At 71.1% G+C, this 25,870-nt stretch carries 24 protein-coding genes; 17 read left to right on the top strand and 7 right to left on the bottom strand.

Going from position 1 to position 25,870, the window contains the following annotated elements; all coding sequences use genetic code 11:
* Positions 1-240 precede the first annotated feature (240 nt).
* Complete coding sequence (locus IG02_RS0104010; RefSeq protein ID WP_078854183.1) at positions 241-1,191, bottom strand: alpha/beta fold hydrolase; 951 nt, start codon at positions 1,189-1,191, stop codon at positions 241-243.
* Between the two features lie 108 nt (positions 1,192-1,299).
* Here IG02_RS0104010 and IG02_RS0104005 point away from each other — a divergent pair, with 108 nt between their 5' ends.
* On the top strand, positions 1,300-3,546 hold the full coding sequence (locus IG02_RS0104005; protein ID WP_030741897.1) for a BTAD domain-containing putative transcriptional regulator: 2,247 nt from the start codon (positions 1,300-1,302) through the stop codon (positions 3,544-3,546).
* A gap of 110 nt (positions 3,547-3,656) precedes the next feature.
* Here the strand turns inward: IG02_RS0104005 and lysS are convergent, their stop codons facing one another.
* Positions 3,657-5,444: a lysine--tRNA ligase gene (gene lysS / locus IG02_RS0104000; protein ID WP_030741895.1), complete on the bottom strand. Its 1,788-nt coding sequence runs from the start codon at positions 5,442-5,444 to the stop codon at positions 3,657-3,659.
* Between the two features lie 228 nt (positions 5,445-5,672).
* On the opposite strand from lysS, the gene argS reads away from it, so the two are divergent.
* Both argS and IG02_RS0103990 read left to right on the top strand, forming a co-directional pair.
* Complete coding sequence (argS, locus tag IG02_RS0103995; protein WP_030741893.1) at positions 5,673-7,505, top strand: arginine--tRNA ligase; 1,833 nt, start codon at positions 5,673-5,675, stop codon at positions 7,503-7,505.
* Between the two features lie 138 nt (positions 7,506-7,643).
* On the top strand, positions 7,644-8,903 hold the full coding sequence (locus IG02_RS0103990; protein ID WP_051764445.1) for a methyltransferase domain-containing protein: 1,260 nt from the start codon (positions 7,644-7,646) through the stop codon (positions 8,901-8,903).
* A gap of 13 nt (positions 8,904-8,916) precedes the next feature.
* On the opposite strand, the gene IG02_RS0103985 is transcribed toward IG02_RS0103990, so the two are convergent.
* The 3 genes from IG02_RS0103985 to IG02_RS0103975 all read right to left on the bottom strand — a co-directional run bounded on the left by IG02_RS0103985 (position 8,917) and on the right by IG02_RS0103975 (position 11,534).
* Entirely contained in the window at positions 8,917-9,972 is a 1,056-nt protein-coding gene (locus IG02_RS0103985) for a hypothetical protein (RefSeq protein WP_030741889.1), read from the bottom strand.
* Between the two features lie 63 nt (positions 9,973-10,035).
* A complete protein-coding gene (locus IG02_RS0103980) occupies positions 10,036-10,986 on the bottom strand; it encodes an STM4015 family protein (RefSeq protein ID WP_324604719.1) in 951 nt (316 codons plus the stop codon).
* 101 nt (positions 10,987-11,087) lie between these two features.
* The gene (locus IG02_RS0103975; RefSeq protein ID WP_030741884.1) at positions 11,088-11,534 is read right to left on the bottom strand and encodes an ATP-binding protein; all 447 of its coding nucleotides are present in this window, start codon (positions 11,532-11,534) and stop codon (positions 11,088-11,090) included.
* Positions 11,535-11,646: 112 nt separating this feature from the next.
* Here IG02_RS0103975 and IG02_RS0103970 point away from each other — a divergent pair, with 112 nt between their 5' ends.
* Together IG02_RS0103970 and IG02_RS0103965 are read left to right on the top strand one after the other, a co-directional pair.
* Positions 11,647-12,474 carry a helix-turn-helix domain-containing protein gene (locus tag IG02_RS0103970; RefSeq protein WP_078854182.1) on the top strand — a complete coding sequence of 276 codons (828 nt, stop codon included), beginning with the start codon at positions 11,647-11,649 and terminating at the stop codon, positions 12,472-12,474.
* Positions 12,471-12,770, top strand: a complete 300-nt coding sequence (locus IG02_RS0103965) for a DUF397 domain-containing protein (RefSeq protein ID WP_030741879.1) — start codon at positions 12,471-12,473, stop codon at positions 12,768-12,770. The genes IG02_RS0103970 and IG02_RS0103965 overlap by 4 nt, the downstream gene beginning before the upstream one ends.
* 81 nt (positions 12,771-12,851) lie before the next feature.
* Here IG02_RS0103965 and IG02_RS0103960 read toward each other — a convergent pair whose 3' ends face one another.
* Positions 12,852-13,631 (bottom strand): DUF4232 domain-containing protein, encoded by a 780-nt coding sequence (locus IG02_RS0103960; RefSeq protein WP_030741877.1) that lies wholly within the window; start codon positions 13,629-13,631, stop codon positions 12,852-12,854.
* A 160-nt stretch (positions 13,632-13,791) separates the two neighbouring features.
* Here IG02_RS0103960 and IG02_RS0103955 point away from each other — a divergent pair, with 160 nt between their 5' ends.
* The 3 genes from IG02_RS0103955 (at position 13,792) to IG02_RS0103945 (ending at position 16,413) form a co-directional block, all read left to right on the top strand.
* Positions 13,792-15,369 (top strand): helix-turn-helix domain-containing protein, encoded by a 1,578-nt coding sequence (locus tag IG02_RS0103955; protein ID WP_030741875.1) that lies wholly within the window; start codon positions 13,792-13,794, stop codon positions 15,367-15,369.
* 125 nt (positions 15,370-15,494) lie between these two features.
* A complete protein-coding gene (locus IG02_RS0103950) occupies positions 15,495-15,992 on the top strand; it encodes a hypothetical protein (RefSeq protein ID WP_030741872.1) in 498 nt (165 codons plus the stop codon).
* A 34-nt stretch (positions 15,993-16,026) separates the two neighbouring features.
* Positions 16,027-16,413 (top strand): VOC family protein, encoded by a 387-nt coding sequence (locus tag IG02_RS0103945; protein ID WP_030741870.1) that lies wholly within the window; start codon positions 16,027-16,029, stop codon positions 16,411-16,413.
* Positions 16,414-16,685: 272 nt separating this feature from the next.
* Here IG02_RS0103945 and IG02_RS0103940 read toward each other — a convergent pair whose 3' ends face one another.
* Positions 16,686-17,651, bottom strand: a complete 966-nt coding sequence (locus tag IG02_RS0103940) for a LysR substrate-binding domain-containing protein (protein ID WP_037802222.1) — start codon at positions 17,649-17,651, stop codon at positions 16,686-16,688.
* Between the two features lie 110 nt (positions 17,652-17,761).
* On the opposite strand from IG02_RS0103940, the gene kdgD reads away from it, so the two are divergent.
* From kdgD to crcB, 9 genes are all read left to right on the top strand, one after another.
* Positions 17,762-18,688: a 5-dehydro-4-deoxyglucarate dehydratase gene (kdgD, locus tag IG02_RS0103935; RefSeq protein ID WP_030741864.1), complete on the top strand. Its 927-nt coding sequence runs from the start codon at positions 17,762-17,764 to the stop codon at positions 18,686-18,688.
* Between the two features lie 403 nt (positions 18,689-19,091).
* Positions 19,092-19,961, top strand: coding sequence for an ABC transporter permease (locus tag IG02_RS0103930; RefSeq protein WP_030741862.1), 870 nt, complete (start codon positions 19,092-19,094; stop codon positions 19,959-19,961).
* A 21-nt stretch (positions 19,962-19,982) separates the two neighbouring features.
* Positions 19,983-21,008 carry an ABC transporter substrate-binding protein gene (locus IG02_RS0103925; RefSeq protein ID WP_030741860.1) on the top strand — a complete coding sequence of 342 codons (1,026 nt, stop codon included), beginning with the start codon at positions 19,983-19,985 and terminating at the stop codon, positions 21,006-21,008.
* Positions 21,009-21,027: 19 nt separating this feature from the next.
* The gene (locus IG02_RS0103920) at positions 21,028-21,807 is read left to right on the top strand and encodes an ABC transporter ATP-binding protein (RefSeq protein ID WP_030741859.1); all 780 of its coding nucleotides are present in this window, start codon (positions 21,028-21,030) and stop codon (positions 21,805-21,807) included.
* 52 nt (positions 21,808-21,859) lie between these two features.
* Positions 21,860-23,509 carry a M24 family metallopeptidase gene (locus IG02_RS0103915; RefSeq protein WP_030741856.1) on the top strand — a complete coding sequence of 550 codons (1,650 nt, stop codon included), beginning with the start codon at positions 21,860-21,862 and terminating at the stop codon, positions 23,507-23,509.
* Positions 23,510-23,615: 106 nt separating this feature from the next.
* Positions 23,616-24,077 carry a RidA family protein gene (locus tag IG02_RS0103910; protein ID WP_030741854.1) on the top strand — a complete coding sequence of 154 codons (462 nt, stop codon included), beginning with the start codon at positions 23,616-23,618 and terminating at the stop codon, positions 24,075-24,077.
* 601 nt (positions 24,078-24,678) lie between these two features.
* A complete protein-coding gene (locus IG02_RS42510; protein WP_420707719.1) occupies positions 24,679-25,035 on the top strand; it encodes a fluoride efflux transporter FluC in 357 nt (118 codons plus the stop codon).
* Positions 25,032-25,460, top strand: coding sequence for a DUF190 domain-containing protein (locus tag IG02_RS0103900; RefSeq protein WP_078854212.1), 429 nt, complete (start codon positions 25,032-25,034; stop codon positions 25,458-25,460). The genes IG02_RS42510 and IG02_RS0103900 overlap by 4 nt, the downstream gene beginning before the upstream one ends.
* Positions 25,457-25,831 carry a fluoride efflux transporter CrcB gene (gene crcB, locus IG02_RS0103895; protein ID WP_030741846.1) on the top strand — a complete coding sequence of 125 codons (375 nt, stop codon included), beginning with the start codon at positions 25,457-25,459 and terminating at the stop codon, positions 25,829-25,831. Before IG02_RS0103900 ends, crcB begins: the two co-directional genes overlap by 4 nt.
* Positions 25,832-25,870: the final 39 nt, after the last annotated feature.

The following is a 25,870-nucleotide window of genomic DNA, read 5'->3' as shown; positions in this document are numbered from 1 at the left end:
GACGGCCGGCGCGACGGAAACGGTGGGCGGCTGGTGGAACATACGGTCGGGGCGCGTCCGCCGCAATCGAAATACCGGAGGCCGGGCCGCTCGCGCTGTCGCCCTGCCGGCTACCGGCCTGCCGGCCACAGGCCGGTGAGCGCCGCCTGCGGGTACGGTCGAACGGGTCGAACGGGTCGAACGGGTCGAACGGGTCGGCCGGTGGGAACGGGTGGGAACCGTGGGAGCCAGTGCCCCCGCTCAGCGTGCCATCAGCGCCCGGAGGGCCTTGACGACCTCGGCGGGCGCTTCCTCGGCCATGAAGTGTCCGCAGGAGACCGTCGTGTGCTCCAGGTCCGGCGCCCAGGCCCGCCACCGGCCGGCCGCGTCGAAGCCCAGCGCCGAGCCCCAGTCCTGCTGGAGCACGGTCACCGGCATGCGCAGCAGGTTGCCCGCGTCGCGGTCGGCCCGGTCGTGGGCGACGTCCGGGCCCGCGGAGGCCCGGTAGTCGGCCACGATGGAGACCACGGCCTCGCGGGACGCCCGCAGGTACGCCGCCCGCACCTCCGGCGGGATCGCGTCGCCGCTCAGCGCCCACAGGTCCAGGAAGTGGCCGAAGAACGCGTCCGGGGCGGCGCCGATCATCCGCTCGGGCAGCCCGGGGGGCTGCGCCATCAGATAGAGGTGGAAGCCGACGGCTCCGGCCGTGCCGCGCATGACGTCCCACATGTCCAGCGTGGGCAGGACGTCCAGCGACGCGAGATGGCTGACCGAGTCAGGATGGTCCAGGCCCGCGCGGACGGCCACCAGGGCCCCGCGGTCGTGCCCGGCCAGCGCGAAGCGCTCGTGGCCCAGCGCGCGGGCGAGGGCGACGATGTCGGCGGCCATGGTGCGCTTGGTGTAGGCCGTGCCGTCGGTGTCGGCGGGCTTGTCGCTGGCACCGTACCCCCGCAGGTCGGGGCAGATGACGGTGTGGTCGGCCACGAGATCGGCGGCGACGTGGCGCCACATCAGGTGGGTCTGCGGAAAGCCGTGCAGCAGCACAATGGGAGTGCCGGAGCCGGCGACGGCGACGTTGAGCGAGACGTCGTCGGTGACGGCTACGCGCCGGTATTCGAAGCCCGGAATGACCGGGGCCGGGGACGGAGCCGGAGCCGGAGCCGGAGCCAGGGACGGAGTCGGAGCCGGGGCCGGGGCAGAGGCCGGTGTCATGGTGGATTCCTTGTCTCCAGGTGACGGACGTGTCGAGTCGGGTGACGGACGTGTCGAGCCTGGCGGACGCGAATCAGCACCCGGTCAGCGCGCAACCGAGAGGTGGAAATGGAACAGGTCGTGTTCGGCGTCCTCGGCCCCGTGGTCGCCGAGGGCCCCGCCGGCCCGCTCGCGCTGAAGGGCCCACGGCACCGCGCCGTGCTGGCCCGGCTGATCGTGGCCCGTCGCCGGATCGTCCCGGTCGGCCGCCTGGTCGAGGATCTGTGGGCCGATCCGCCGCCGGGCGCCGTGGGCGCCGTACAGACGTTCGTCGCCGATCTCCGCCGCGCTCTGGAGCCCGGCCGCGCGCCCCGTGCCCGCGCCCGTCTGCTGGTCACCGAGGGGCCCGGGTACGCGCTGCGCGCGCGGCCGGACGCGGTGGACGCCTGGCGCTTCGAAGCGGCACTCGCCGAGACCGCGAAACCGCTGTCGGCCGACGGTGTGCCGGTCAACGGGATGCCGGTCGACGGAGTACCGATCGACGCCGTGCCCGCCCGGCTGGAGGAGGCGCTGGGGTGGTGGCGCGGGCCCGCGTACGCCGGCATCCCCGACGACCACTGGGTCCGGGGCGAACGTTCCCGCCTCGCCGAACTGCGGCTCCAGGCCGTCGAGCGGCTGGCCGAGGCCCGGCTGGCCCTGGGCCTGGCCGCCGAGGCGGTCCCGGACCTGGACGCGCATCTGGCCGACCACCCGTGGCGTGAGGACGCCTGGCGGCTGCTGGCGCTCGCCCTGTACCGGACGGGCCGCCAGGGGGACGCCCTGGCCGTACTGCGCCGTGCCCGCGCCATCCTGGGGCGGCAGCTCGGCCTGGACCCCGGGCCCCGCCTGCGCCGCCTGGAAGCGGACATCCTCGCCCAGGACCCGGGCCTGGACCACCTCCCCGGCCCGGCCCCCGGCCCGGCCGCGGGCACCGCCGCCCCGGCCATACGCCCGACCGCGCGCACCTCAGACCCCGCCGCGCACACCCCCGACCCCGCCACACGCACCGCAGACCTGTGGAACGAGGCCGCCGCCGCCTACGACCGCACCGTCGCCGCCGGCGCCCGCGCCCGGCTGGAGACCACCGTCGGCCTCGTACGCGACCTCGCGGTGACGGGCGGCGGCGGGCTGGAGGCGGCCCGGCGGCACCGTCCGGCCGCGATCGCCGCCGCCGAGGAGTTCGGCGACGCGGAGCTGACCGCCCGCGTGATCGGCGCCTTCGACATCCCCGCCCTCTGGACTCGTGGCGACGACCCCGAACTGGCCCGGTACATCGTCGCCGCCGCCGAGCGCACCCTCGCCGCCCTGCCGGGCGGCTCCCACGACGCGGCGCGCTGCCGCCTGCTCGCCACCATCGCCGTGGAGACGCGCGGCAGCCGGTCGCCGCGCGGCCCCGAAGCCGCCCGCCGGGCGGAGGAGACCGCCCGGCGCCTGGACGACCCCGCCCTGCTCGCGTTCGCCCTCAACGGCGTGTTCATGCAGTCCTGCACCCGGGCCGGCCTGGCCCCCCGGCGGGACGGAATCGGCGCGGAACTCGTGGCGCTCGCGGCCCGGCACGGCCTGACCACCTTCGAGGTGCTGGGCCACCTCGTCCGGCTACAGGCGCGCTCCGCACTGGGCGACTTCCCGGCGGCCGATGTCCACGCCGCCGCCGCGGACCGCCTGGCCGCCCGGCACGAACTGCCGCTGGTGGGCGTCTTCACGCAGTGGTACGCGGCGCTGCGGCTGTCCGCCTCCGGGGACCGGGCACGGGCCGGGGCGGCGTACCGCGCCGCCGACGCCCGGCTGGACGGCGCCGGCATGCCGGGCCTGCGCCAGGGCCTCCTGCCGCTCGCACTGCTGAGCCTGCGCCTGCCGTCGGCGTGTGCCCAGGACGCACGTCTCCCCGACGCGCGTCCGCCGTACGGCACACCGGCGGACGCCGGCCCTACGCCTACGCCCACCCCTGCCCCCGCGCCCGCGCCCGCCACCACCAGCTACGGCTCCGTCACCGCCCCCGGCCTGACGATCGACCTGACGGAGGACTGGGGCCCATTCCGCCCCTGGGCCGAGACCCTCGCCCTCGCGGCGGCCGGCCGCCGGGACGACGCGCGGGACGCGCTGGCCACCCTGCCGGAGCCGGCACCCGACCTGATGTACGAGGCGTGCTGCTGCCTGGAGGCCGTCGCCGCACTCGCGACCGGTGACCGGACCGCGCTGGAACGGGTCCACGCCCGCCTGCTGCCGGCTTCCGGCGAACTCGCGGGCGCCGGCAGCGGGCTGCTCTCGTTCGGCCCCGTGGACCACTACCTCGCCGCCGTCGCCGCCGCGCTGAGCGACTCGAGCAACTCCCTTTGACGGAGGCCGAGATGAGCACACCTCCCCCTGCCGCGTCATCGAATCGTGTGCCCGCCCCGCCAACACCGGCGGGGCGGGCACACGGCCTTCCGGCACGACGCCGTACGGCCCTACGCCCCCAGCAGCCCGCGCACCCGGTCCGCGCCCACCGCCAGCAGCAGCGTGGGCAGCCGCGGCCCCGTGTCCCGCCCCACCAGCAGGCGGTACAGCAGCACGAAGAACGACCTCTGCGCGGCCTTCAGCTCCGGCGTCGGCTTGGCGTCCGCCGCCAGCCCCGCCATCATCTTCGGCACGCCGTACACGAGCGTGGTCAGACCGTCCAGCGACCAGTGGCTGTCCAGGTCCTTGAGCAGCAGCCGCAGCGACTCCCGCCCCTCCTCGTCCAGCGAGCCCAGCAGCTCCCGGTCCGGCTCCGCGCGCACGATCGTGCGCGCCTCCGCCGGCACCTGCGTGGTGATCCAGTTCTCCGCGCGGTCCAGCCGGGGCCGCGCCTCGTCCAGCGAGGCCAGCGGGGACTCCGGGTCCAGCTCGCTCAGGATCCTGAGCGTCTGCTCCTCGGCGCCGGCCGTGATGTCCACGACCGAGGCCAGGGTCCGGTACGGCAACGGGCGCGGCGTCGCCGGCAGCGGCCCGGCCGCCGTGCTCGTGGCCCGCGTGTACGCGGCGGCGTCGGCCGGCAGCACGGAGCCGTCGGCGACCTTCCGCGCCAGCGCGTCCCACTCGTCGTACAGCCGCTGGATCTCCTGGTCGAAGGCGATCTTGAACGACTGGTTGGGCCGGCGGCGCGCGTACAGCCAGCGCAGCAGCGGCGCCTCCATGATCTTCAGCGCGTCGGCCGGGGTGGGCACCCCGCCTTTGCTGGAGGACATCTTCGCCATGCCGGAGATGCCGACGAACGCGTACATCGGGCCGATCGGCTGCACGCCGTCGAAGACCTCGCGCACGATCTGCCCGCCGACGACGAACGACGACCCCGGCGAGGAGTGGTCCACGCCGGACGGCTCGAAGATCACGCCCTCGTACGCCCAGCGCATCGGCCAGTCGACCTTCCAGACCAGCTTCCCGCGGTTGAACTCGCTGAGCCGGACCGTTTCACCGAAGCCGCAGCTCGTGCACGTGTACGACATCTCGGTGGTCTCGTCGTCGTACGCCGTGACCGTGGTCAGGTCCTTGCCGCAACCGCCGCAGTACGGCTTGTACGGGAAGTAGCCCGCCGAGCCGCCACTGCCGTCGTCCTCGCCGGCCGCGCCGGAGCCCTCGGCGGCCTCCAGCTCGGCCTCGTCCGCCTTCTTCTGCCGCGCGGCACCCTGCGCCGTGCCCGCGGCCTTGGCCTTGCCGGCGCCGGTGCCGGCCGCCGCGCCGCTCGCCTTGTCCTTCGTCCGGTACCGGTCGAGGATCGCGTCGATCTGCGCCCGGTGCTTCATCGCGTGCAGGATCTGCTCGCGGTACGCGCCCGACGTGTACTGCTCGGTCTGGCTGATCCCGTCGTACTCGACGCCCAGCTCGGCCAGCGACGCGGTCATGGCCGCCTTGAAGTGCTCGGCCCAGTTCGGGTGCGGGGACCCCTCGGGCGCGGGCACGGACGTCAGCGGCTTGCCGATGTGCTCGGCCCACGACGCGTCCGTACCGGGAACGCCCGCGGGCACCTTCCGGAACCGGTCGTAGTCGTCCCAGGAGATCAGGTGCCTGACCTCGTACCCCCGGCGGCGGATCTCGTCCGCGACCAGGTGCGGGGTCATGACCTCGCGCAGGTTCCCCAGGTGGATCGGGCCCGAGGGGGACAGCCCGGACGCGACCACGACCGGTTTGCCAGGGGCACGTCGCTCCGACTCGGCGATGACATCGTCCGCGAAACGGGAGACCCAGTCGGTCTCGGTGCTCTGAGCCACGGTCGGCACGTCCTTCTTCTTTCTCGTACGCCGGATACGCCGGAAGGCGCTTCGGAAGGTGCTCCGGAGTGTGCTCCGGACGGTGCTGGCGAACACCTGGCGCGGACCTGGCGAAGACGCCGGCGTTGATGGGCCCCACCATTCTCCCAGGTCCCCCCGACAGCGCGAAAACGGATTGCGCCCCCATGGGATACTGGACGGAACTTTCCCCGCACCCAACAGGAACGGCAGCCGGCCATGGCCTCGGTCCCCTCACTCGCATCGACCGTCGATCAGCGCATCGCGGACGCCCTCTCGGCAGCCCTGCCGGAGGCCGGTTCCGCCGATCCGCTGCTGCGACGCAGCGACCGGGCCGACTTCCAGGCCAACGGCATCCTGGCCCTCGCGAAGAAGCTCAAGGGCAACCCGCGCGAGCTGGCCGCCAAGGTCGTCGCCGCGATCCCCACCGAGGACGTGATCCAGGAGGTCGAGGTCTCCGGCCCCGGCTTCCTGAACATCACGGTCGGCGACCGGGCGATCATCGAGACCCTCGCGGCCCGCGCCGCCGACGCCCGGCTCGGCGTCCCGCACGCGGAGCGGGCGGGCACGACCGTGATCGACTACGCCCAGCCGAACGTCGCGAAGGAGATGCACGTCGGGCACCTGCGGTCCGCCGTGATCGGCGCGGCCATGGTCGAGATCCTGGAGTTCACCGGCGAGAAGGTGATCCGGCGCCACCACATCGGCGACTGGGGCACCCAGTTCGGCATGCTCATCCAGTACCTGATCGAGCACCCGCACGAGCTGGACCACCAGGCCGCCGGCGCCCCCCGGCCGGGCGCGGACCCGGAGTCGGAGTCGGCGACGTCGGGCCCCTCCGGCGCGGACACGGAGACCTCCGGCGAGGAGGCCATGTCCAACCTGAACCGCCTCTACAAGGCCTCCCGGGTGCTCTTCGACTCCGACGAGGAGTTCAAGGCGCGCTCGCGGGACCGGGTCGTGGCCCTCCAGGCCGGCGAGCCGGAGACCCTGGCCCTGTGGCAGCGGTTCGTGGACGAGTCGAAGATCTACTTCTACTCGGTCTTCGACAAGCTGGACATGGAGATCCACGACCCCGACATCGTCGGCGAGTCCGGCTACAACGACATGCTGGAGGAGACCTGCCGGCTGCTGGAGGAGTCGGGCGTCGCCGTCCGCTCCGAGGGCGCGCTCTGCGTCTTCTTCGAGGACGTGAAGGGTCCGGACGGCAACCAGGTCCCGCTGATCGTCAAGAAGAGCAACGGCGGCTACGGCTACGCGGCCACGGACCTCTCCGCCATCCGCGACCGGGTGACGAACCTGGACGCGACGACACTGCTGTACGTGGTGGACGCCCGGCAGTCCCTGCACTTCAAGATGGTCTTCGAGACGGCCCGCCGGGCCGGCTGGCTGAACGACGGCGTCAAGGCCGTCCAGCTGGCGTTCGGCACCGTCCTCGGCAAGGACGGCAAGCCGTTCAAGACCCGTGAGGGCGAGACGGTACGGCTGCAGGACCTGCTGGACGAGGCCGTCGACCGGGCGACCGCGGTCGTACGGGAGAAGGCGGAGAAGGCCGGGCTGGCCGAGCCGGAGATCGCGGAGAACGGCCGGTACGTCGGCATCGGCGCCGTGAAGTACGCGGACCTGTCGACCTCGGCGGTCCGGGACTACAAGTTCGACCTGGACCAGATGGTCTCGCTGAACGGCGACACGTCCGTCTACCTCCAGTACGCGTACGCCCGGATCAAGTCGATCCTCCGCAAGGCCGGCGACACCCGCCCCGCCGCCCACCCGGAGCTGCCCCTGGCCCCGGCCGAGCGGGCGCTGGGCCTGCACGTCGATCAGTTCGGCGAGGTCCTGGCGGAGGTGGCGGCGGCGTACGAACCGCACAAGCTGGCCGCGTACCTCTACCAGCTCGCCTCGCACTTCACGACCTTCTACGACCAGTGCCCGGTCCTGAAGGCCGAGACGGCCGAGCAGGTGGAGAACCGCCTCTTCCTGTGCGACGTCACGGCCCGCACGCTCCACCAGGGCCTGGCCCTGCTGGGCATCCGCTCCCCCGAGCGGCTGTAACGCGCCCCGCGCGGTCTCCGTGCGTTCTCGCGCCACTCGCGCCTCTGGTACGCGGTAACGCAACCTCGCACGCAAGAGACACTGTCCGCTACCGTTCAGACACACAACGAAGCGACCGGAGTCACCGGAGGCGGAGAAGTGAGCGAAGCGAACTCCCGGGCCGGCCTCGTCGAGAGGCTGGCCCGGGAGGGCTACCTGTCCCCCGCCTGGCGCGACGCCTTCACCCGGGTCGACCGCGAGCGGTTCGTCCCGGACCGCGTCTGGGTCCGGGACGGCGACGGCTACCGCCCCGTCGACCGCGCGACGGACCCCGCCCGTTGGCTCTCCCTCGTCCACGACGACCAGGCACTCGTCACCCAGGTCGAGGGCGACTCCACGGACGCGGACGCGGAGGGTGCGGCGGCCGGGAACAGCGCGGCGGCCCTGATCCCCACCAGCTCCGCGAGCATGCCGCGCGTCGTCGCGACCATGCTCGACGCCCTCGCGGTGGCCGACGGCATGAAGACGCTGGAGATCGGCACCGGCACCGGCTACAACGCCGCCCTGCTCGCCCAACGGCTCGGCGAGCAGCACGTGGTCTCCGTCGAGGCGGACCCCCGCGTCGCCGACACCGCACGGGCGAACCTGAAAGCCGCCGGCCACTCCCCCACCGTCGTCACCGGCGACGGCACACTCGGCTGCCCCGACCGCGCCCCGTTCGACCGCGTCATCAGCACCTGCGCCCTGCACGCCGTGCCGTACGCCCTGGTCGAACAGACCGTTCCCGGCGGGCTGATCGTGCTGCCCTGGGGGACCGGCCTGTACAACGGCGTCCTGCTGCGCCTGACCGTGGCCGACGACGGCACGCGGACGGCCGGTGGTCCCGTCGTCGGCGACTGCGCCTTCATGTGGAACAGGTACGAGACGCCCGAACGGGACGTCATGGCCACCGTCCGCCGCACGAGCCCGGACCGGGCCACGGCCACCCGTACCGCCCTCGACCCCCGACTCGTCTTCGGCGACGAGGACGCGACGTTCACCGCTGGTGTCCTGGTCCCGGGCTGCCGCTACAGCGTCGGGCACGGACCGGACGGCGCGTTCACTCTCTGGCTCGCCGACCACGCCACCGGTTCCTGGGCCTCGGTCGACTACGTGCCGGGCGCGGACGAGTTCACCGCCCGGCAGTCCGGCCCGCGCGGGCTGTGGGGCGAGGTGGAGGCCGCGTACGCCTGGGGGCGGGAGCACGGTGCCCCCGAGCGGACCCGATTCGGCCTCACCGTCACGTCCACCGGCCAGTTCCTCTGGCTCGACACACCCGACAGACCGGTACCGGTCAACGGGCCGGTACGGGTTGACGAATCGGTACCGGTTGACGAGTCGGCCCCGGCCGACGGGCGGCCCGTCCCTCCCCGGCCCTGACGAGCGGCGGACCTCAGCCGCGCAGCGCCGCACGCACCTCCGGGTACTCCACCTCGTCCGGCAGCCGGTAGCCGAGTTCGGTCAGCCGTGCCGCGACGTCCGCCGGGCTCCGCCCCGTCAGACTGGCGCCGCGCAGAACGTGTTCGAGGTGGACGCCGTCCCGGTGCGAGCGGTCGACCGCCGTCAGCAGCCGGATGTCCGCCGGGTCCGCGACCTCGGGCACCTTCGCGTTCTCATGCGGGGAGCACCCCAGTTCGGCCAGTCTCGCGGCGACGTCGGCGGGACTCCGCCCCGTGGCGAGAGACGCGCGCAGGACGTGCGGCAGCGGCACCTTCCCGTAACTGCCCGGATGCAGCCAGGGCTCCCGGCCGTCGAGTTCCTGGCTGAGGATGAGCAGGTCGTCCTCGGCCAGGGGCTCGGACGGGGACACCCCGGGCGGACGGCTCGGCCCGTCCTCGGGCCGAGGCGTGGCGGGCGGCTTGAAGCCGAGTTCGGTCAGCCGGTCGGCGACCTCGTGCGGCTTCATCCGCAGCTCCCGCGCCGCTTGGTGTATCAGCGACATGGGCACCTCGTCGTCCCAGTCCAGCCACTTTCCGTACCCCTTGCGGTCGGTGCGGATCAGGACGATGTCCCGGGGTTCCGGGGTCTCGGGCAGCGGAGGGTCCGCCGGTATCTCGTAGCCGAGCGCGGCCATCCGCCGGGCGACTTCGGCAGGGCCCTGGTTCGTGCGCCCCGCCGCCGCGAGTACGTACCGCAGTGGCACGCGCCCCTCGACACCGAGCCAGCGGAACTGGTCGTCCTTGCCCTCCGTGTTGACCAGCAGGGCGTCGGCGCGGTCGACGGTGGCGGGCAGCGGGCCGTCGGGCCGCTCGATCTGCCCGTACCCGAGCTCGGTCAGTCGCGAGACGACGGCGTCCGCGCTCCACCCCAGCGTGCCGGCGGCGAGCAGGACGTGTCCGTACGCCACCGTCCTGTCGGGGGCCAGCCAGGGGGACTCGCCTTTCAGGCGGTAACTGGTGATCCGGAGGTCGTCCTGGTCATCGAACGGGGGTTCATACAGATACATCATGGAACCTTTCGGCGGTGGCGCGGCTGACGGACATGAGGGAGGAACCGGGCGAGGAGCCGGCGGTCATTCGGACACCGCGACGTAACGGCCGTTGCGCCCGTCCTCGTCGTCCCAGTCCTCGTCCTCCTCGTCGTCCTCCGGCTCCTGCTTCCCAATGAGGTTCACCCGGACCCCGGCGGGCTCCAGCGCCGTCCAGATCCGCAGCATCATGTCGTGGCTGAGGAAGTGGTGCGAGAGGTCGAGTTCTTCGAGGTGGACGAGCGGCTGACCGTGCAGCAGCGCCTCCGCCCCCTCGTCCGACAGCGTGCCCATGGACAGGCTCAGGGAGGTCAGTCGCGGCACGACCGGAGCGGAGGCTACGGCGGCGGCCAGCTCGTCCTGGATCGGGCTGTTCTGCAAACCCAAGTGCCGGAGAGCGGGCTTGCCTTCGCCCGCGAGGAGCGGTGCGAGCTGTTCGACGGTCGTGCCGCCCCCGTACCAGTCGTCGCCCAGCCACAGCTCCAGCCGCTCCAGCGAGGGCAGGTCGGCGGCGGCGATGTGCTCCGCCGCCTCGGGCGGCAACCCACCGGACTCGATGCGCAGAGAACGCAGCCCCGCGTGGCCCGATACGGGGAAGTCCAGCCGGTCGCCGCCCCGGACGACGAGCTCCCGCAGGTTGGGGAACGCCTCCAGGAGCGGTGCGAGATCGCCCCCCTCGATCGAGGAGATCATCTCCTCGTCGTCCTCCAGGTCGTTGAGGAAGAGCGCCTCGAGGCCGGTCAGCCGGGAACTCATGTCGATGAGTTCCTGGTGGGGCATGTAGTGCGGGCCGAAGCCGAACACCAGCGCCCGCACCTTCTCCAGCTCGACCGTGCCGGTGAAACGCTTCCAATAGTCGTGGTAGTCCTCATCGGTCGAGTAGGGCCCGGTCGCAAGGCGCCAGGCGACGGAACCGGCTTCGGGCAGAAGCGTGGCGGGGGTGTACTGCGGAACGGTCACTACGGGTAGTCCGTAGAAGTTCTGCTGATGTTGCACGTACGACAAGTTGGGGCTCCTGCGGCTCCGTGTCCGACAACTCTGCGTACACGTTCTAGCAGCCACCTCTGACAACGCGGCCCGAGCGGCGGCCCCGGCGCTCACATGGCTTGCGCGCCCTTGACGGCGAACTCGCACCACACGATCTTCCCGGGGTCACGCTCCCCGACGCCCCACGCGTCGGCGACCGCCGCCACGAGCAGCAGCCCCCGTCCGGATTCGGCGTCGGCGGCCACGCCCGAACCGGCTGCCGCCCCGCCCGGCTCTCGTACGCGCGGCTGCCCGCCACCGCTGTCGTGCACCTCCACCCGCAACGGCCCGCCCTCGCGCCACCAGAGCCTGAGCAGATACCCGCGTCCGGGCGGCACGCCGTGCACCAGCGCGTTGGTGGCCAGCTCGCTCACACACAGCAGTACGTCGTCCACCCGCGCCCCGAGCCCCCAGTCCACGACAGCGGTACGGGCGAACTCCCGCGCGGCGGGGACGGACTGGCGCTCGCGGCGGTAGAAGCGCTCACGCAGGAGATGGTGCTGCATCGTCTCGCTCACGAGGCGATTGTCACTGGCTGTGATTACGCTGTTTCAGTGCGCGAACCCGTACAAGGAATCTGTACGGGCGGGGCCACGTAACGTACGAGCACGGGCGGGGAGTTGAACAGTCATGCAGCCCAGAAAACGACAGCGGCGCAAGAACGCGTCGGCGATGAAACTGGTCGGCCAGTTGGTGGCGGTGTTCCGGCAGGCGGCGGGGTTCACGCAGGCGCAACTGGCCGAGCGTATCAATGTGCACGAGGAGACGATCTCCTCCATCGAGCAAGGCAGACGTCCGCTGAAACCGGACATGGCGGAGCTGCTGGACGGCCTGCTGGAGACGAAGAAGGCGCTGGCGACGGCGGTGGAGAACATGCCGGAGGTGGACCTGATCCCGGCGTGGGCGGAGGAGTACATCGATCTGGAAGGAGAGGCCGTCGCGCTGTCCTGGTTCGAGAACCAGGTCCTGCCCGGACTGCTCCAGACCAAGAACTACGCACGTGCGGTGTTCGGCAGCAGGGTCCCCGTCATCGGCAAGGACGAGATCGAGACGCAAGTCGCCACACGACTCCAGCGCCAGGAGATCCTGCACCGGGACGTGCCTCCAATGGTCAGCTTCGTCATCTCCGAGGCGATCCTTCTCGACCGGCTGGGCGGCGAAGAGGTGTACGAGGAGATGCTGCGCCACCTCCGCGCGTGCGCCGATCTCCCGGGCATCAGCCTGCAGGTCTTGCCGCTCGGTCGCCGAACCCACGCCGGGCTGAACGGCCCGTTCATCCTGCTGGAAACCCCCGACCATCAGCACCTCGGGTACACCGAAACCCAGCGAGGCAGCCAGATCGTCTCGGACCCGCATGAGGTCAGCATCCTGGCGCAGAAATATGCGATGCTGCGAACGCAGGCCCTCAACGCCGAAGAATCGAAGAGCCTGTTGGACCGGCTGCTAGGAGAGCTATGAACACCGCACTGGAGTGGTTCAAGTCCAGCTACAGCAGCGAGGAAGGCGGCGCCTGCATCGAGGTCGCCTACAACTGGCGGAAGTCAAGCTACAGCGGCGACGAAGGGGGCGCCTGCATCGAGGTCGCCTACGACTGGCACAAGTCCAGCCACAGCGGCAGCGAAGGCGGCGCGTGCGTCGAGGTCGCCACCCACCCCGCCGCCATCCACGTCCGGGACTCCAAGAACCCCGCCGGCCCGATGCTCACCGTCACCCCCACCACCTGGGCCGCCTTCACCGGTCACGTCACCCGCTGAGTTCTGCCTGACACGGGACCACGTGGGGTCCGGCGGTCGCCCGCCGGCCGGTCCACGGCGCTGTCGGCCTGGTGACCGTCCTCAGTTGAGGGCGTCCTCCATCTCCTGCTGCCAGTACGTGACCCGGAGCGAGTCGTCGATGTAGACGCCCCCGTCGGGCAGCGCCGGGGTGGCGCCCTTGCCGACGCTCTCGTTGCCTGAACGGCCGTGGAAGTAGACGGACAGGGAGTTCTCGGTGCGGCCGTTCGAGCCGCTGCCGTCGCCGGCGGACAGGATCACCGCGGCGTATCCGGACTGACCCGGCTCAAGCGTGACGACCGCCTGCGGCTGGGTGTCCTCCATGACCGGCGGCACCGACTGGGCCTCGCCGAAGGCGACCGCCGGGTAGGTGTAGAGGAAGCACGGCTTGCTGCCGGTGTTGGTGACGGTGAGCAGCATGTGGTTCAGGGGGCGCTTCAGCACGGACGCGACGGTCTTGGTGTTGGAGCCCTCGCATGTGACCGGCGTGCTGGAGGAGCCGGAAGCGTTCTTGCCGGCGGAGGCCGGGGCCTTCGTGTCGGCGGTGTTCGCCGCCTCCTCCGAGCCGCCCGTCCCCTCGGACTGCTCGTCGGCCGACGACGGGGATTCGCCGCCCATGGCTTCCTGGGAGGCGGACTCCTCCGACTTGTCGGACGCGTCCTTGGAGAGCGACTCGTTCACTGACGCGCCTGCCGGGGCCGAGGCGCCCTCGTCCTTGATGCCCGTCCCCTCGCTGCACGCGGTCAGGGAGAGCGCGGCGAGGACGACGGACGCGGCGGCGCCCACGAGGCGGGTACGGGAGTTGCGGGACGTACGGGTACGGGAGTTACGGATGCCGGACATGCGGGAGTCCCCCTTGGGTGTTCGGGTCGGTGTGGTGCTTGGATGACTGAAGCTTGTGGGGTGATCCGTCCCAGCCGCCACGCTCGGCGGGCAGTTGGGGACACTGGAACGCCAAAACAGGCTCTGACCAGGGCAGATACGGCGCCCCTGGAACGCGGGAATGGGACGCGGGGGACGAGAGGAACGGGTGTCAGGGGCTGTGGAAGCCAGGGGGACGGAGGAGTTCGCGTCGCTGCTGCGCGAACTCAAGGACCGCTCGGGACTGAGCTACGGGGCGCTGGCGAAGCGGCTGCACATGAGCACGTCGACGCTGCACCGCTACTGCAACGGCACGGCCGTCCCGAACGAGTACGCGCCGGTGGAGCGCTTCGCGCGGGTGTGCCGGGCGACGCCGCAGGAGCTGGTGGAACTGCACCGGCGCTGGATCCTGGCGGACGCGGCACGGGCACAGAGAGCGGAGCAGGCGGCGGCGACGCGGGCGGCGACGGAGGCGGCCGCCACGACCGCGGCCACCACGGCCGAAGGCACCACGCCCCCGGACTCCACCACCGCGGCCTCCGTCCCGGGCTCCGATACGGCTGATTCCCCTACGGCCGACACCACCGAGGACTCACCCCAGAAGGCCGGCTCGGCGGCGGATTCGGCGGAGCCGGTGAGCGCGGCATCCGACGAACGCGGCGCGGGCGTCGGGCCCGGTAAGCCGGACGTACCCGGAACGACCGGGGCACCCGGCGCCCCCGGGGCGCCTGGCGATCCGGGGGAGCCGGCTGAGCCGGTCGTCGTCAACGTGGCGCGGGAGCCCGTGCGGGCACGGCGTCGTCGTACCGCGCTGATCGCGTCCGCCGCGGCGGCCGTCGTGCTGGGAGCCGTGGCGCTCACGGTGATTCCGCACGCGGGCGGAGACGGGAACGACGCGCGGGACGGGCAGGCGGCCGGAGCCGCCCCGGCCGGCGGCACGGCCGACGCCGAGGACCCGAAGGAGCCGACCGGCACCCCCTCCCCGAGCGCACCGAGCCGTACGCCGTCCGCATCGGCCACCGCCTCCGCCACCGGATCCGGTAAGGGCGGCTCCGGCGCCCCGCAGGACGGCGGCGAGCAGGACGCTCCGGCCGAGCCAACGGGCGGCGGCGACACCGGCGGTGTCCCCGTCATCGTCGGCACCCGCCCCTACGTCTACGACAGCCCGTGCAGCCAGCACTTCCTGGTCGACAGCGAGCCCGAACAGGTCGGCCCGCCCGCGAGCGAGCAGGACGCGCCGCGCTGGGCCGCCGCGCTCGGCGCGGTCTCCTCGGGCGAACAGCGGGTCGCCCTCACCCTCCAGGGCACCGGCGCGGACACCGTCGTCCTGGAGGCGCTGCACGTACGCGTCGTGGCGAAGGGCGCGCCGCTCGCCTGGAACGACTACTCGATGGGCGTCGGCTGCGGCGGTGGCGTCGAGACCAGGTCGTTCGACATCGACCTGGACAACGGCAGCCCCACGGTCGCCGTCAAGAACGGCCAGCGCGACTTCCCGTACAAGGTCAGCGAGTCCGACCCGGAGGTCTTCTACGTCACCGCCCGCACCAAGGCGCACGACGTCCGCTGGGACCTCACCCTGGACTGGTCCAGCGGCAGCCGTCGAGGCACCCTCCACATCGACAACAACGGCACCCCGTTCCGCACCAGCGGCAACGTCGGCCGTCCCGGCTACGACTACCCGCTGGGCGGCAGCGACTGGATCGTACGGGAGGAGGGGTGACAGGCGCGGGGCGCATGGAGCGGTGGGCGTCCCCCTCGGCACCCGTGCGCCCGGAACACCACGGGCCGCCCGGAACACCACGGGCCGCCTGGAACGCCCTGCGGCCAGTTGTAATCTCAGCCCTTATGAGTTGGCTGCCTGACGACTTCGTCCACCCCGTCCACGTGCCCGTACCCGACAGCACGCTTCATCTGCGGCCGATCCGGGAGGCGGACACCCCGCTCGACTACCCGGCGGTGATGGGCTCCCGAGAGCGCCTGTGGGAGATCTTCGGCCCGGCCTGGGGCTGGCCGCAGGAGACGATGACCTACGAGGAGGACCGCGTCGACCTGCTGCGGCACGAGAGGGAGATAGCCGCGCACCAGTCGTTCAACTATGTGCTGATGGACGAGAAGGAGACGGCGGTCCTCGGCTGCGTCTACATCGACCCGCCCGAGCGCACCGGCTCCGACGGCGACGTCGCCTGGTGGGTGGTGGACGACCTCGTCGGCGGCGAGGCGGAGCGCGCGCTCGACGCGCTGGTGCCGCGGTGGATCGCCGCCGACTGGCCCTTCCGGCAGCCCCGTTTCCTGGGCCGCGACATCACCTGGCAGGACTGGCTCGCGCTGCCGCGCGTCTCGTGACTCGTGACTCGTGACTCGACCGGGAGGTCCTCGCATGACCAGTAAGTTCACCGAGCTCGCCGTCGACTGCGCCGATCCCGGCGGCCTCGCCCGGTTCTGGTGCGCGGTCCTCGGCTACGAGGTGCAAGACGAAGACGACGGGGTTGTGACCATTGGCTCGCCCATCGTGCCCGAAGGCAAGAACCGCGTCGGCCCAGTGCCACCGACGTTGACGTTCGCGCGCGTGCCCGAGGGCAAGACCGTCAAGAACAGGCTTCACATCGACGTCAACCCGACCGACAGGGAGCAGGACGAAGAGGTCCGTCGCCTGCTCGACCTGGGCGCGCGACGGGCCGACGTCGGCCAGGGCGACGCGAGCTTTGTCGTACTCACGGACCCGGAGGGCAACGAGTTCTGCGTCCTTGCGGGACGCCACCCCTGATCGGAGGGGCGACCGGACGCAGGCCGGCCTGCTCGATCGGGTCCACGAGTTGTTCCGGCCGCCAGGACGGCGCGTGCCGTGGCCGGGTCCTCGGCGCGGACCGAGGCGGCCGTCCCCACCCAGGTGGTGCCGTCGTCGGGCGCGCTGGGCCCGCCCGGGGGGGCGCGGCGGGGTCGGCCGGCCACGGCCACCGCGCTCCAAGGGGGCGCGCGAGCGAAGGACTCCGCACGCGGCGCACCCTGCCCCCGCCACCGTTCCAGGGCCCGGCCGCCTCACCGCAGGACCGGGCGGACCGATCTCGCGCTGGTCAGGGGGCTGCTCGGCAGGTCGTCTTCCAGGTTTCGCCACTGGCCGGCCAGGCCGGTCACCACGTCCCGGACGGCGTGCAGGGCCGGGTTGTCGTCGTTCGCCCGCCAGGCGGCGACGAGCTCGACCGGCTCGCCCTCGACCCCGGTCACCGGGCGCAGCACGACGCCGTCCAGCCCGAGCGACTCGGCCGCCCGGGGCACCAGCGCGAGCCCCAGCCCGGCTCGCACCAGCGCCAGGATCGTGTGCACCTGGCTGACGTGGTGTACGTACCGGGGCACGATCCCGGCGCCGCGGAAGACGCCGATCAGCACCTCGTAGAAGTAGCGGGCCTCGGCCGGTGAGTACATGACGAACGGCTCGCCGTCGAGGTCGCGCACGTGCGGCACCCGGTCCGGCGCGGCCAGCGGGTGCCCGGCCGGGATCGCGGCCAGCAAGGTCTCCCGGTGCAGCGGTCGGTGTTCGAGACCGGTGCCGGGGACCGGGGGGCGGACGAGGCCCAGGTCCAGTTCCCCGGAGTGCAGCTCCTCCAGCTGCCGTCCGGACACCCGTTCGCGCAGCACCAGGTCGACGCACGGCAGACGGGCGTGAATGCCGCCGACGATGGCGTCGAGCACCGAGTGCGCCGACGACGCCGTGAAACCGAGCGCCACTGTCCCGATCTCGCCCGCGGGCACCCGGCGCACCGACAGCGCCGCCTGCTCGGACAGCCCAAGGATGCGCCGGGCGTCGCTCAGGAACGCCCGTCCGGCCGCGGTGAGCCGGACGGACCGGCCGATCCGGTCGAACAGCTCGACGTCCAGCTCGCGCTCCAGCAGTTGGATCCGCCGGGACAGCGGGGGCTGGGTCATCGACAGCCGTTCCGCCGCGCGGCCGTAGTGCAGTGTCTCGGCGACGGCGACAAAGCTTTCCAGCTGACTCAGCGTAAACATCGATCCATTATAGGTATCAATCGATCCCAAAGAAGTGTTGGACGGGCATCGTTTTAATTCTTATGGTCATCGCAGTCGCTGTCCTGCATGTTCTCCAGGAGGAAACGCTGATGCCCGCCTTTACCCCGACCGAGCTTGCCGAGCGCCTCGGCTCCGGGCTGCTGTCGTTTCCGGTCACCCATTTCACGCGGGACCTGGCGTTCGACGAGCCCACCTACCGGGAGAACATCATCCGCCTGGGCCAGTACGAGATCGCCGGTCTGTTCGCCGCCGGCGGGACGGGAGAGTTCTTTTCTCTTACCCCGCCGGAAGTCGGCGCCGTGGTCCGAGCCGCTGTCGGCAGCGCGCCCGAGGATACCCCGATCCTCGCCCCTGCCGGACACGGCACCGCACAGGCGGTCGCGACGGCCCGCGATGCCGAGGCGGCCGGCGCCGACGGTCTGCTGCTGTTCCCGCCCTACCTCACCGAGGCCTCCGCGGACGGCCTCGCCGCTCATGTGCGCGCGGTCTGCGAATCCACTTCGCTGGGCGTAGTGCTTTACAGCCGCGCGAATGCCGTGTACACATCGGACACTGTGGCCACGCTCGCCGACACCTGCCCGAATCTGATCGGTTTCAAGGACGGTGTCGGCGACCTCGAGGAGATCACGCGGATCCACGCGCGTCTCGGCGACCGCTTGGTCTACATCGGCGGGCTGCCGACGGCAGAAACGTTTGCCCTGCCGTACTTGGAGTTGGGTGTCACGACCTACAGTTCGGCGATCTTCAACTTCCTGCCTGAATTCGCCCTGACTTTCTACAACGCGGTGCGGGCCGGGGACCGGACGAAGGTACGTCGACTGCTCGACGCCGTCGTGCTGCCTTACACCGAGATTCGTGACCGTAAGGCGGGCTACGCGGTGAGCATCGTCAAGGCCGGCATGGATCTGACCGGACAGCCGGCCGGTCCCGTGCGGCCGCCGCTGACCGATCTGGATGATCCCGAGCGTGAACTGCTGGCCGGTGTCATCGAGGCGTCACGCGCCGCCATCGCCTGACGCCACAGATCTGAAGCCGTGACGATCCGGATCCATGACGATCTGGATCCGTGACGAAAATCCCCTTGGTGTGTGGCGTCGACTCGACGGTGAACCCGGTCGGGACGCACTCGCCGTCGACAGCGCCGGCTGACCAGTGATCCGGGTGACGCGGCTGTCCACCCGTCCCGGTCCCGGCCCCCGCCGGCCACGCCGGCGACTGCCCAGTGGCAACCCTTCCAATGTTGTGAGGACGTAATGGCACCACGATGGCTCTCGCCGTCACCCCCGTCACGCCCGTCGCGCCGGATCCCGGCCGCGTCGCCGCTCCCCGCCGCAGGCACCTGTCGGCGTTCACACCCCCCGCGGCCGGTGGCCGCGCCCCTGCCTCCGCACGGCGCGCCCTTGGACGGGAGGTCCCGCCATGGCCTCTCCTGAAATCAGCGACATCGGTGACGTCGGTTCGGACGGCCTGCGCCGGTCCTCGCCCGAGGCAGCGCTCGGCGAACCGTCGGCACCCCGGCCGAAAAGGTTCAGCCGCGACTCGGTCGCGGCCGGCGCGAAGGCAGTCGCGGGGATCGTCGGGCTCTTCGTCGTGTGGCAGCTGCTGGTGAGCATCCTCGCCCCGCCGGAATACCTGTTCGTCGGGCCGGTCTCGGCCTTCGCCGAGCTGATCGAACGGCCCGAATACTTCGCGAGCAACACCCTCGTCACGTTGCAGGAGGCGCTTGCCGGGTTCGCGCTCGGCACCGCGCTCGGTGTTCTGTGCGGCGCGGCGCTGCATTACTCGACGACCGTGCGCAGTTTCCTCTATCCCGCGCTCATCGCGATCGACACCATCCCCAAGGTGGCCCTCGCACCGCTGTTCATCGTGTGGTTCGGGTTCGGCTTCGAGTCGAAGGCGTTCGTCGCGATGGCCATCGCGTTCTTCCCGCTGGTGATCAACACCTATGACGGCCTGAGTTCGGTACCCCACGAGCTGCAGGAGCTCGCGCGGATCAACAAGGCGTCGCCGTGGAAGAAGATGACAAAGATCGATTTCATCTACGCGGTCCCGTCGATCTTCTCCGGAGCGAAGATCTCCATTTCGCTCGCCGTGGGCGGGGCGGTCGTCGGTGAGTTCATCGCCGGCTCGAAGGGGCTGGGCTATGTCGTCCTCCTCGCCAACAGCCAGGTCGACCTCCCGTCGATGTTCGCGGCCTTCATCGTGCTCGCCGCCATCGCCCTGGCACTGTTCTTCATCGTCGACTTCGCGGGACGAAAGCTGGCCCCGTGGAAGAGCCACGCGAAGTGACCGCGGGGATCGGAGACTCGAATGCGTAACTCGATTCGCGGGATCGCCGCGATCGGCGGGGCGGTGCTCCTCATGACCGTGTCGGGCTGCGTGAGCAACAGCGGGAAGAATTCGATGACCCTCATGCTCGACGTGGGGTACCTGCCGAAGCACGCGCCGTTCATCTCGGCTGTCGAGCGGGGCTTCTTCAAGGAGGAAGGCATCGACCTCACGGTCATGCCGGGCTCCGGTTCGACCAACACGGTCACCTCCGTCGTCACCGGCAAGGTCGACGCCGGCTGGGCGGACTTCGGCGCCACGGTCACCAGCCAGGGCAGGGGCGCCAAGGTCAAGCAGGTCAACCTCCTGCAGGCCAGGTCCGCCTACGCGGTCGTCGCCCTCGCGGGCACCGGGATCAAACGATGGTCCGACCTCCGGGGCAAGACGGTCGCCACCGAGGGCGGCGGTGCGATGACCGCGATGTGGCCGTACGCGATGAGCAAGCTGGGGCTCAAGGAGGGCGACGTCGACGTCGTCCCCGCCTCGAGCGCATCGAAGATCCCCGGACTGCTGGCCGGTCAGTGGGACGCCAACCTCGCCCTGTACGTCTCCGACCAGCCGGCCATTGACGCACTCGGCCGGAAGGCGGCCGTGCTGAAGTGGTCCGACCTGGGCATCAGCCTCTACGGCAACGGGATCGTCGTCTCCGACGAGAAGCTCAAGAACGATCCCGACCAGGTGCGGCGGTTCAACCGGGCGATGCAGAAGGGCTTCCTGTGGGCGTGCGGGCACCCGACCGAGGCCGCTGAGGACTTCCAGAAAGAGGTCTCGGGTTACGAGACGAAGACCATCACCCTCGCGATCGGCGCGCAGTGCGGTCTCAACTGGGGCACCGGTAAGTCGGCGAGCCAGTTCGGCGTCATGGACGACGCCGGCACCCAGAAAGTGATCGACGTCGCCCGCCGGTTCCTCGGCCTGAATCCGGCGAGCGACCTCAAGCCCGAGGACGTGTACAGCAACTCCTACCTCGAGCCGCTGCACCCCAACGAGACCATCCAGGCGCCGTGACGGCCGGACGGAGAGTCACATGAACAACGAGTACGCCATCTCGGTCAACAACGTGGGAAAGACCTACCGATCCCGGGACGGCCAGAGCAACACCGTGCTCAAGGGCCTGGACTTCCACGTGAAGCCGGGGCAGTTCGTCTCGATCGTCGGACAGTCGGGCAGCGGGAAGACCACGCTGCTCAAGACGATCTCCGGCCTGCAGGAGCCCACCGAGGGCGAGATCCTGGTCAAGGGGCGGCCGATCCGCGACGGGATCGAGGACATCGCGATGGTGTTCCAGAGCCCCGTGCTCCTGCCGTGGCGCAACAACCTCGACAACGTGCTCCTGCCCCTGGAGTTCCGCGGCACCCGCACCGACGAGTCACGCCGCTACGCCCAGGAACTGCTCGAGATGGTGGGGCTGGGCGGCAAGGCCAAGCGCTACTCCTACGAGCTCAGCGGCGGGATGCAGCAACGGGTCGCCATCTGCCGCGCGCTGGTCTCCCACCCCGAGCTGCTCCTCATGGACGAGCCCTTCGGCGCGCTCGACGCCATGACCCGCGATTCGATGAACTTCGAGATCCAGCGGATCTGGCAGGCCACGGGGTGCAGCGTCCTGTTCGTGACCCACAGCATCTCCGAGGCGGTCTGGCTCGGTGACCGGGTGGTCGTCGTCGGCGACCGCCCCGGCCGGATCATCGCCGACATCTCGATCGAACTCCCGCGGCCCCGGGGCAAAGAGCACCGGTTCTCCACCGCCTTCTCCGACTACGTGTCGGAGATCGAATCCCATATCGGCGTCCTGACCGGAATCAGCTGACCGCCGCCGGCGCCCGGACGCCGGCACCGAAATCGACAGCAGAGGAGCACCCATGCTGAGCCTCACCGCGAACCCCTCGCAGGTCGAAGAAACCTACGGACTCAACGCGCGCAAGAGCCTCCTGTTCTCCGCGATCCGCCTCGACTCCTACCCGCTCGTCGCACCACTGATCGCACAGACCGACACGGACCGGTACCTGCTCGTACGCCAACAGGAGCAGGGCAACGCCCTCTCCGCCGGGGTCCCCAAGGACCAGATCAGGTTCTACGCTCCCTGGGTCACGATCGACCCCCGAATAGTCGCCGACACTCCCGCCTCGGAGTCCCTGACGGCCCTGGTGCGGGAACTCGCCGACGGCGCCGCGGTGCGCCTCGCCGCCGACGTCGTCTACAGCCACTACCGCACCTTGTCCGGCTCCGTCGAGCTCGTCGTCGCCGACCAGGACCCCACCCCGGTCACCGCTTACGAGCTCGACCCCGAGGAGGTCCTGGCGAGGTTCGCGGCGTGGCGCGAGACGGGCGTCCACACCGCGCGACGGCTCATCGAGAACGTCGAACACCTCTCCGGCCTCGCGGAGGAGTTCACCTCCGACAAGGACAGCCGGTTCTCGGCACTGAAAACGCTCGTCGGGGACCGCTCTCTCGACGCGCTGCTGATCGCCGCGCCCCCCAACTTCACCGAGGCGACCGGGTTCGCCCAGCCGGATGGCGCGGTCGGCCTGTGGCTGGCCGGTCCGGACCGGCTGATCGTGCTGGCGCCCGAGGGAACCTCCGGGGTCCCCGGGGCGGCCGTCGGCCGGTTCCCGTCCATCGGTGCGGCCGTCCGGGCGCTGGCCGGTGGCGCGCGGACCGGGGTCGAGGACGAGTGGATCAGCGTCGGCCTGGCCCGCGAGCTCGAACGCGAGGGAGCGGAACTGGTTCCGGTCTCGACAGACCTCGGCCACTGGCGGGACATCCGCGATCACGAGGACCTCGCCTTCCAGGTCGTCGCCGCCCGGGCGAGCGTGTTCGCCATCGAGGAGGCGCTGGCCTGGGCGGAGGAGGGCCTCGACGCCGGCCGCTCGTTCACCGAGCTCGACATCAACGCGGTGTACCTCGAGAAGATCGTCGAGTTCCGCACGGTGAACGAGATCCCCTTCGGCGTCGAGCCGTACTTCACCAACCTCCACTCGTCGAACCGGATGCTCTTCCCCGGCCCGCCGGTCGACTACCCGATCAACAACGAGACGACGTGCATCCAGCTCGACGCCGGAGTGCGCGTCGTGTTCGACGGGGTCACCGTCGCCACCTCCGACATGGCCCGCTCGCTGCCCCGCACCGCGGCGGCGAAGGAGGCGTACCGCTTCTTCTTCGAGGTGGTGCGTGAGGGCATCATCGGGCAGCTCAGGCCCGGCGTGGTGTGCGAGGACGTGCATGAGGGAACCATGCGCTACCTGGCGCCGCACCTGGACCGGATGGTCCGGATCGGGATGCTCGGGACGGACGTCGACTTCAACACGGAGTACCGCAAGCGCAACGTCGGCCACCTCATGGGCAAGCAGGAGTCATTCGCCAACGAGCTCCGGCCCGGCTACAAGCACGTCCTCGAGGTCGGTTCGTACGGCGCCGCCGAGATCCCCTGGCGCTATGAGAACGCGGCGATCGGCACCGAGGACCTCTGGTACATCGGACGCGACCGTACCTACATCGTGAGCATGCGATGACGGCTGGACCACCCGAGAGCCGAACCGTTCGCCGGGAGCGGGCCCGGCGCGCCGCACAGAACGCGCGCGCGTGCCACTCGTCCGGCTTGTTGAACCAGGATGCGACATGACTGATGTGCAGGAGCGCCTCAAGGCGCTGTCCATCGAGCTTCCGGTGCTCGGTGCGCCCCGCTACGCGTATGAGGCGACCACTCGATGGGGCGATCTGCTGTACGTGTCCGGCCAGATCTCACGGACCGCCTCGGGCGAGATCCTGCGGGGCCGCCTGGGAGACGATGCCACCGTGGCCGACGGAGTGACCGCCGCGAGAACCGCTGCGCTCAACCTCCTGGCGCGCATCAATGACGCGGTCGGCCTCGACCAGGTGCGGCGGATACTGAAGCTCAATGCCTGGGCCTCGAGTTCGGCGACCTTCGTGGACCAGCCGTCGGTGATCGACGGGGCTTCGCAGCTGTTGCTCGACGTCCTGGGTGACGCGGGTCGTCACGCTCGGACCGCCTTGCCGGCCCATGTGCTGCCGCAAGGTGCCCTGGTGGAACTCGACGCCACGATCGCCGTCCGCGGCTGACGACCCCGTGCCTGGCCGACGGTAGCGCGTCGAACGTGGAAAGTGCCCTCCCGCTGGGACGACAGCAGCCTTGGACAAGCCCTGTCGTCCCAGTCGAGAAGGCACTTTCGCGTTTCCGCTCATGATCCGGGCAGGGGCCGGTCGGCGGCGGAACGCGGATCCACTGGTACGGCACGTACCTGGCCCGCGGTGGGATGCCCGGGTCTTCCCGCGTACCCTGGTCGTACTGACAGAGCAGAAGCGCACAGCAGACGTACGAGCAGATGTGCGACTGAGCGGCGGCCGGGTCCACGGTCGTCGCGCGGCGGTGGGGCCCGCCGTACCCGAACCGCGGCCGACGGGCCGCCAACGGTCCCTACTTGCGACGAAGCGCGCCCGCGTCCACCGCGCGGGTGCCCGGCGAGTAGGAGTGACCGACCCCGTGCGAGCCCCCTGGAGCCGAGTGGTGCGTGCCCAGGACGACCCGGCCGGCCGGGACAGCCAGGCCGGCCAGGACGGCCGGGAGCCCGCCGGTCCCGATGTCGATCTCTCCGTCCCCGCGCGGCGGCGGGAGCGGGCCCGGGTGCCGTGGTCTGTTGTGTCCGTCGTCGCGTTGGGCGCGATGCTGGGCGCGACGGCACGGTACGCGGCCTCGCTGGCCTGGCCGATGCCGGTGGACGGCTTCCCCTGGACGACGTTCGCCGTGAACGTGACCGGCTGCGCGGCGATCGGCGTGTTCATGGTGCTGATCAGCGACGTATGGTCCGCGCACAGGCTGCTGCGGCCGTTCGTCGGGACGGGCGTGCTCGGCGGGTTCACGACGTTCTCCACCTATGCGGTGGACATCCAGCGGCTGCTCGACGCGGGCCGGGCGCGTACGGGCATGACATACCTGGGAGCGACACTGCTCGCGGCGCTCGCGGCGGTGTGGGCGGCGGTGTGGCTGACGCGCCGCCTCGTGGCGTGGAGGCGGGCATGACGAGACTGGCGGGTACGGCACTGCGTGTGACGATCTTCGTCGGGGAGTCCGATCTGTGGCACCACAAGCCCGTGTACGCGGAGATCGTGCACCGGGCCCGGGCGGCGGGGCTGGGCGGGGCCAGTGTGTTCCGGGGGATCGAGGGGTACGGGGCGTCGTCGCTGATCCATACGCACCGGCTGCTGTCGCTGAGCGAGGACCTGCCGGTGGCGGTGGTGATCGTGGACGCCGGGGCGAAGATCCGGGCCTTCCTGCCGCAGTTGGACGAACTGGTCGAGGAGGGGCTGGTGATCCTCGACGACTGCGAGGTGATCCGCTATGTGGGCCGTGACCGGACTGCGGGCCGCCCCGGTGCCCTCGGTTCCGGTTCCGGTTCCGGTACCGGAACCGGGGAAACGGGAGAGACCGGGGAGACGGCGGAATGAACTGGCTCCTGGTGCTGGCCGGCGCGGCCGTCGGCGGTCCGCTGCGCTATCTGACCGACCGCGCCGTCCAGGCCAGGCACGACAGCGTCTTCCCGTGGGGCACGTTCGTGGTCAATGTGACGGGCTGCCTGATCCTCGGGCTGCTGACGGGCGCGGTCACGGCGGGGGCGGCGTCCTCGTCCGTGCGGCTGCTCGTGGGTACGGGGCTGTGCGGGGCGCTGACGACGTACTCGACCTTCAGCTACGAGACGCTGCGACTGGCCGAGGACGGCGCGGCGTTCTACGCCGTGGCCAACGCCGTCGGGAGCGTGGTGGCGGGGCTCGGCGCGGCGTACGCGGGGGTCGCCGCCGCCGGAGCCGTATGGGGATGAGACGGCGGGTGCCCCGCACGAACAGCCCGATCAGCCCGA

Source organism: Streptomyces sp. NRRL F-5135 (assembly GCF_000719775.1).
Taxonomy (GTDB): domain Bacteria; phylum Actinomycetota; class Actinomycetes; order Streptomycetales; family Streptomycetaceae; genus Streptomyces; species Streptomyces hebeiensis.
The sequence above is the reverse complement of the archived record's forward strand: the minus strand, read 5'-3'. Positions and strand labels throughout refer to the sequence as shown.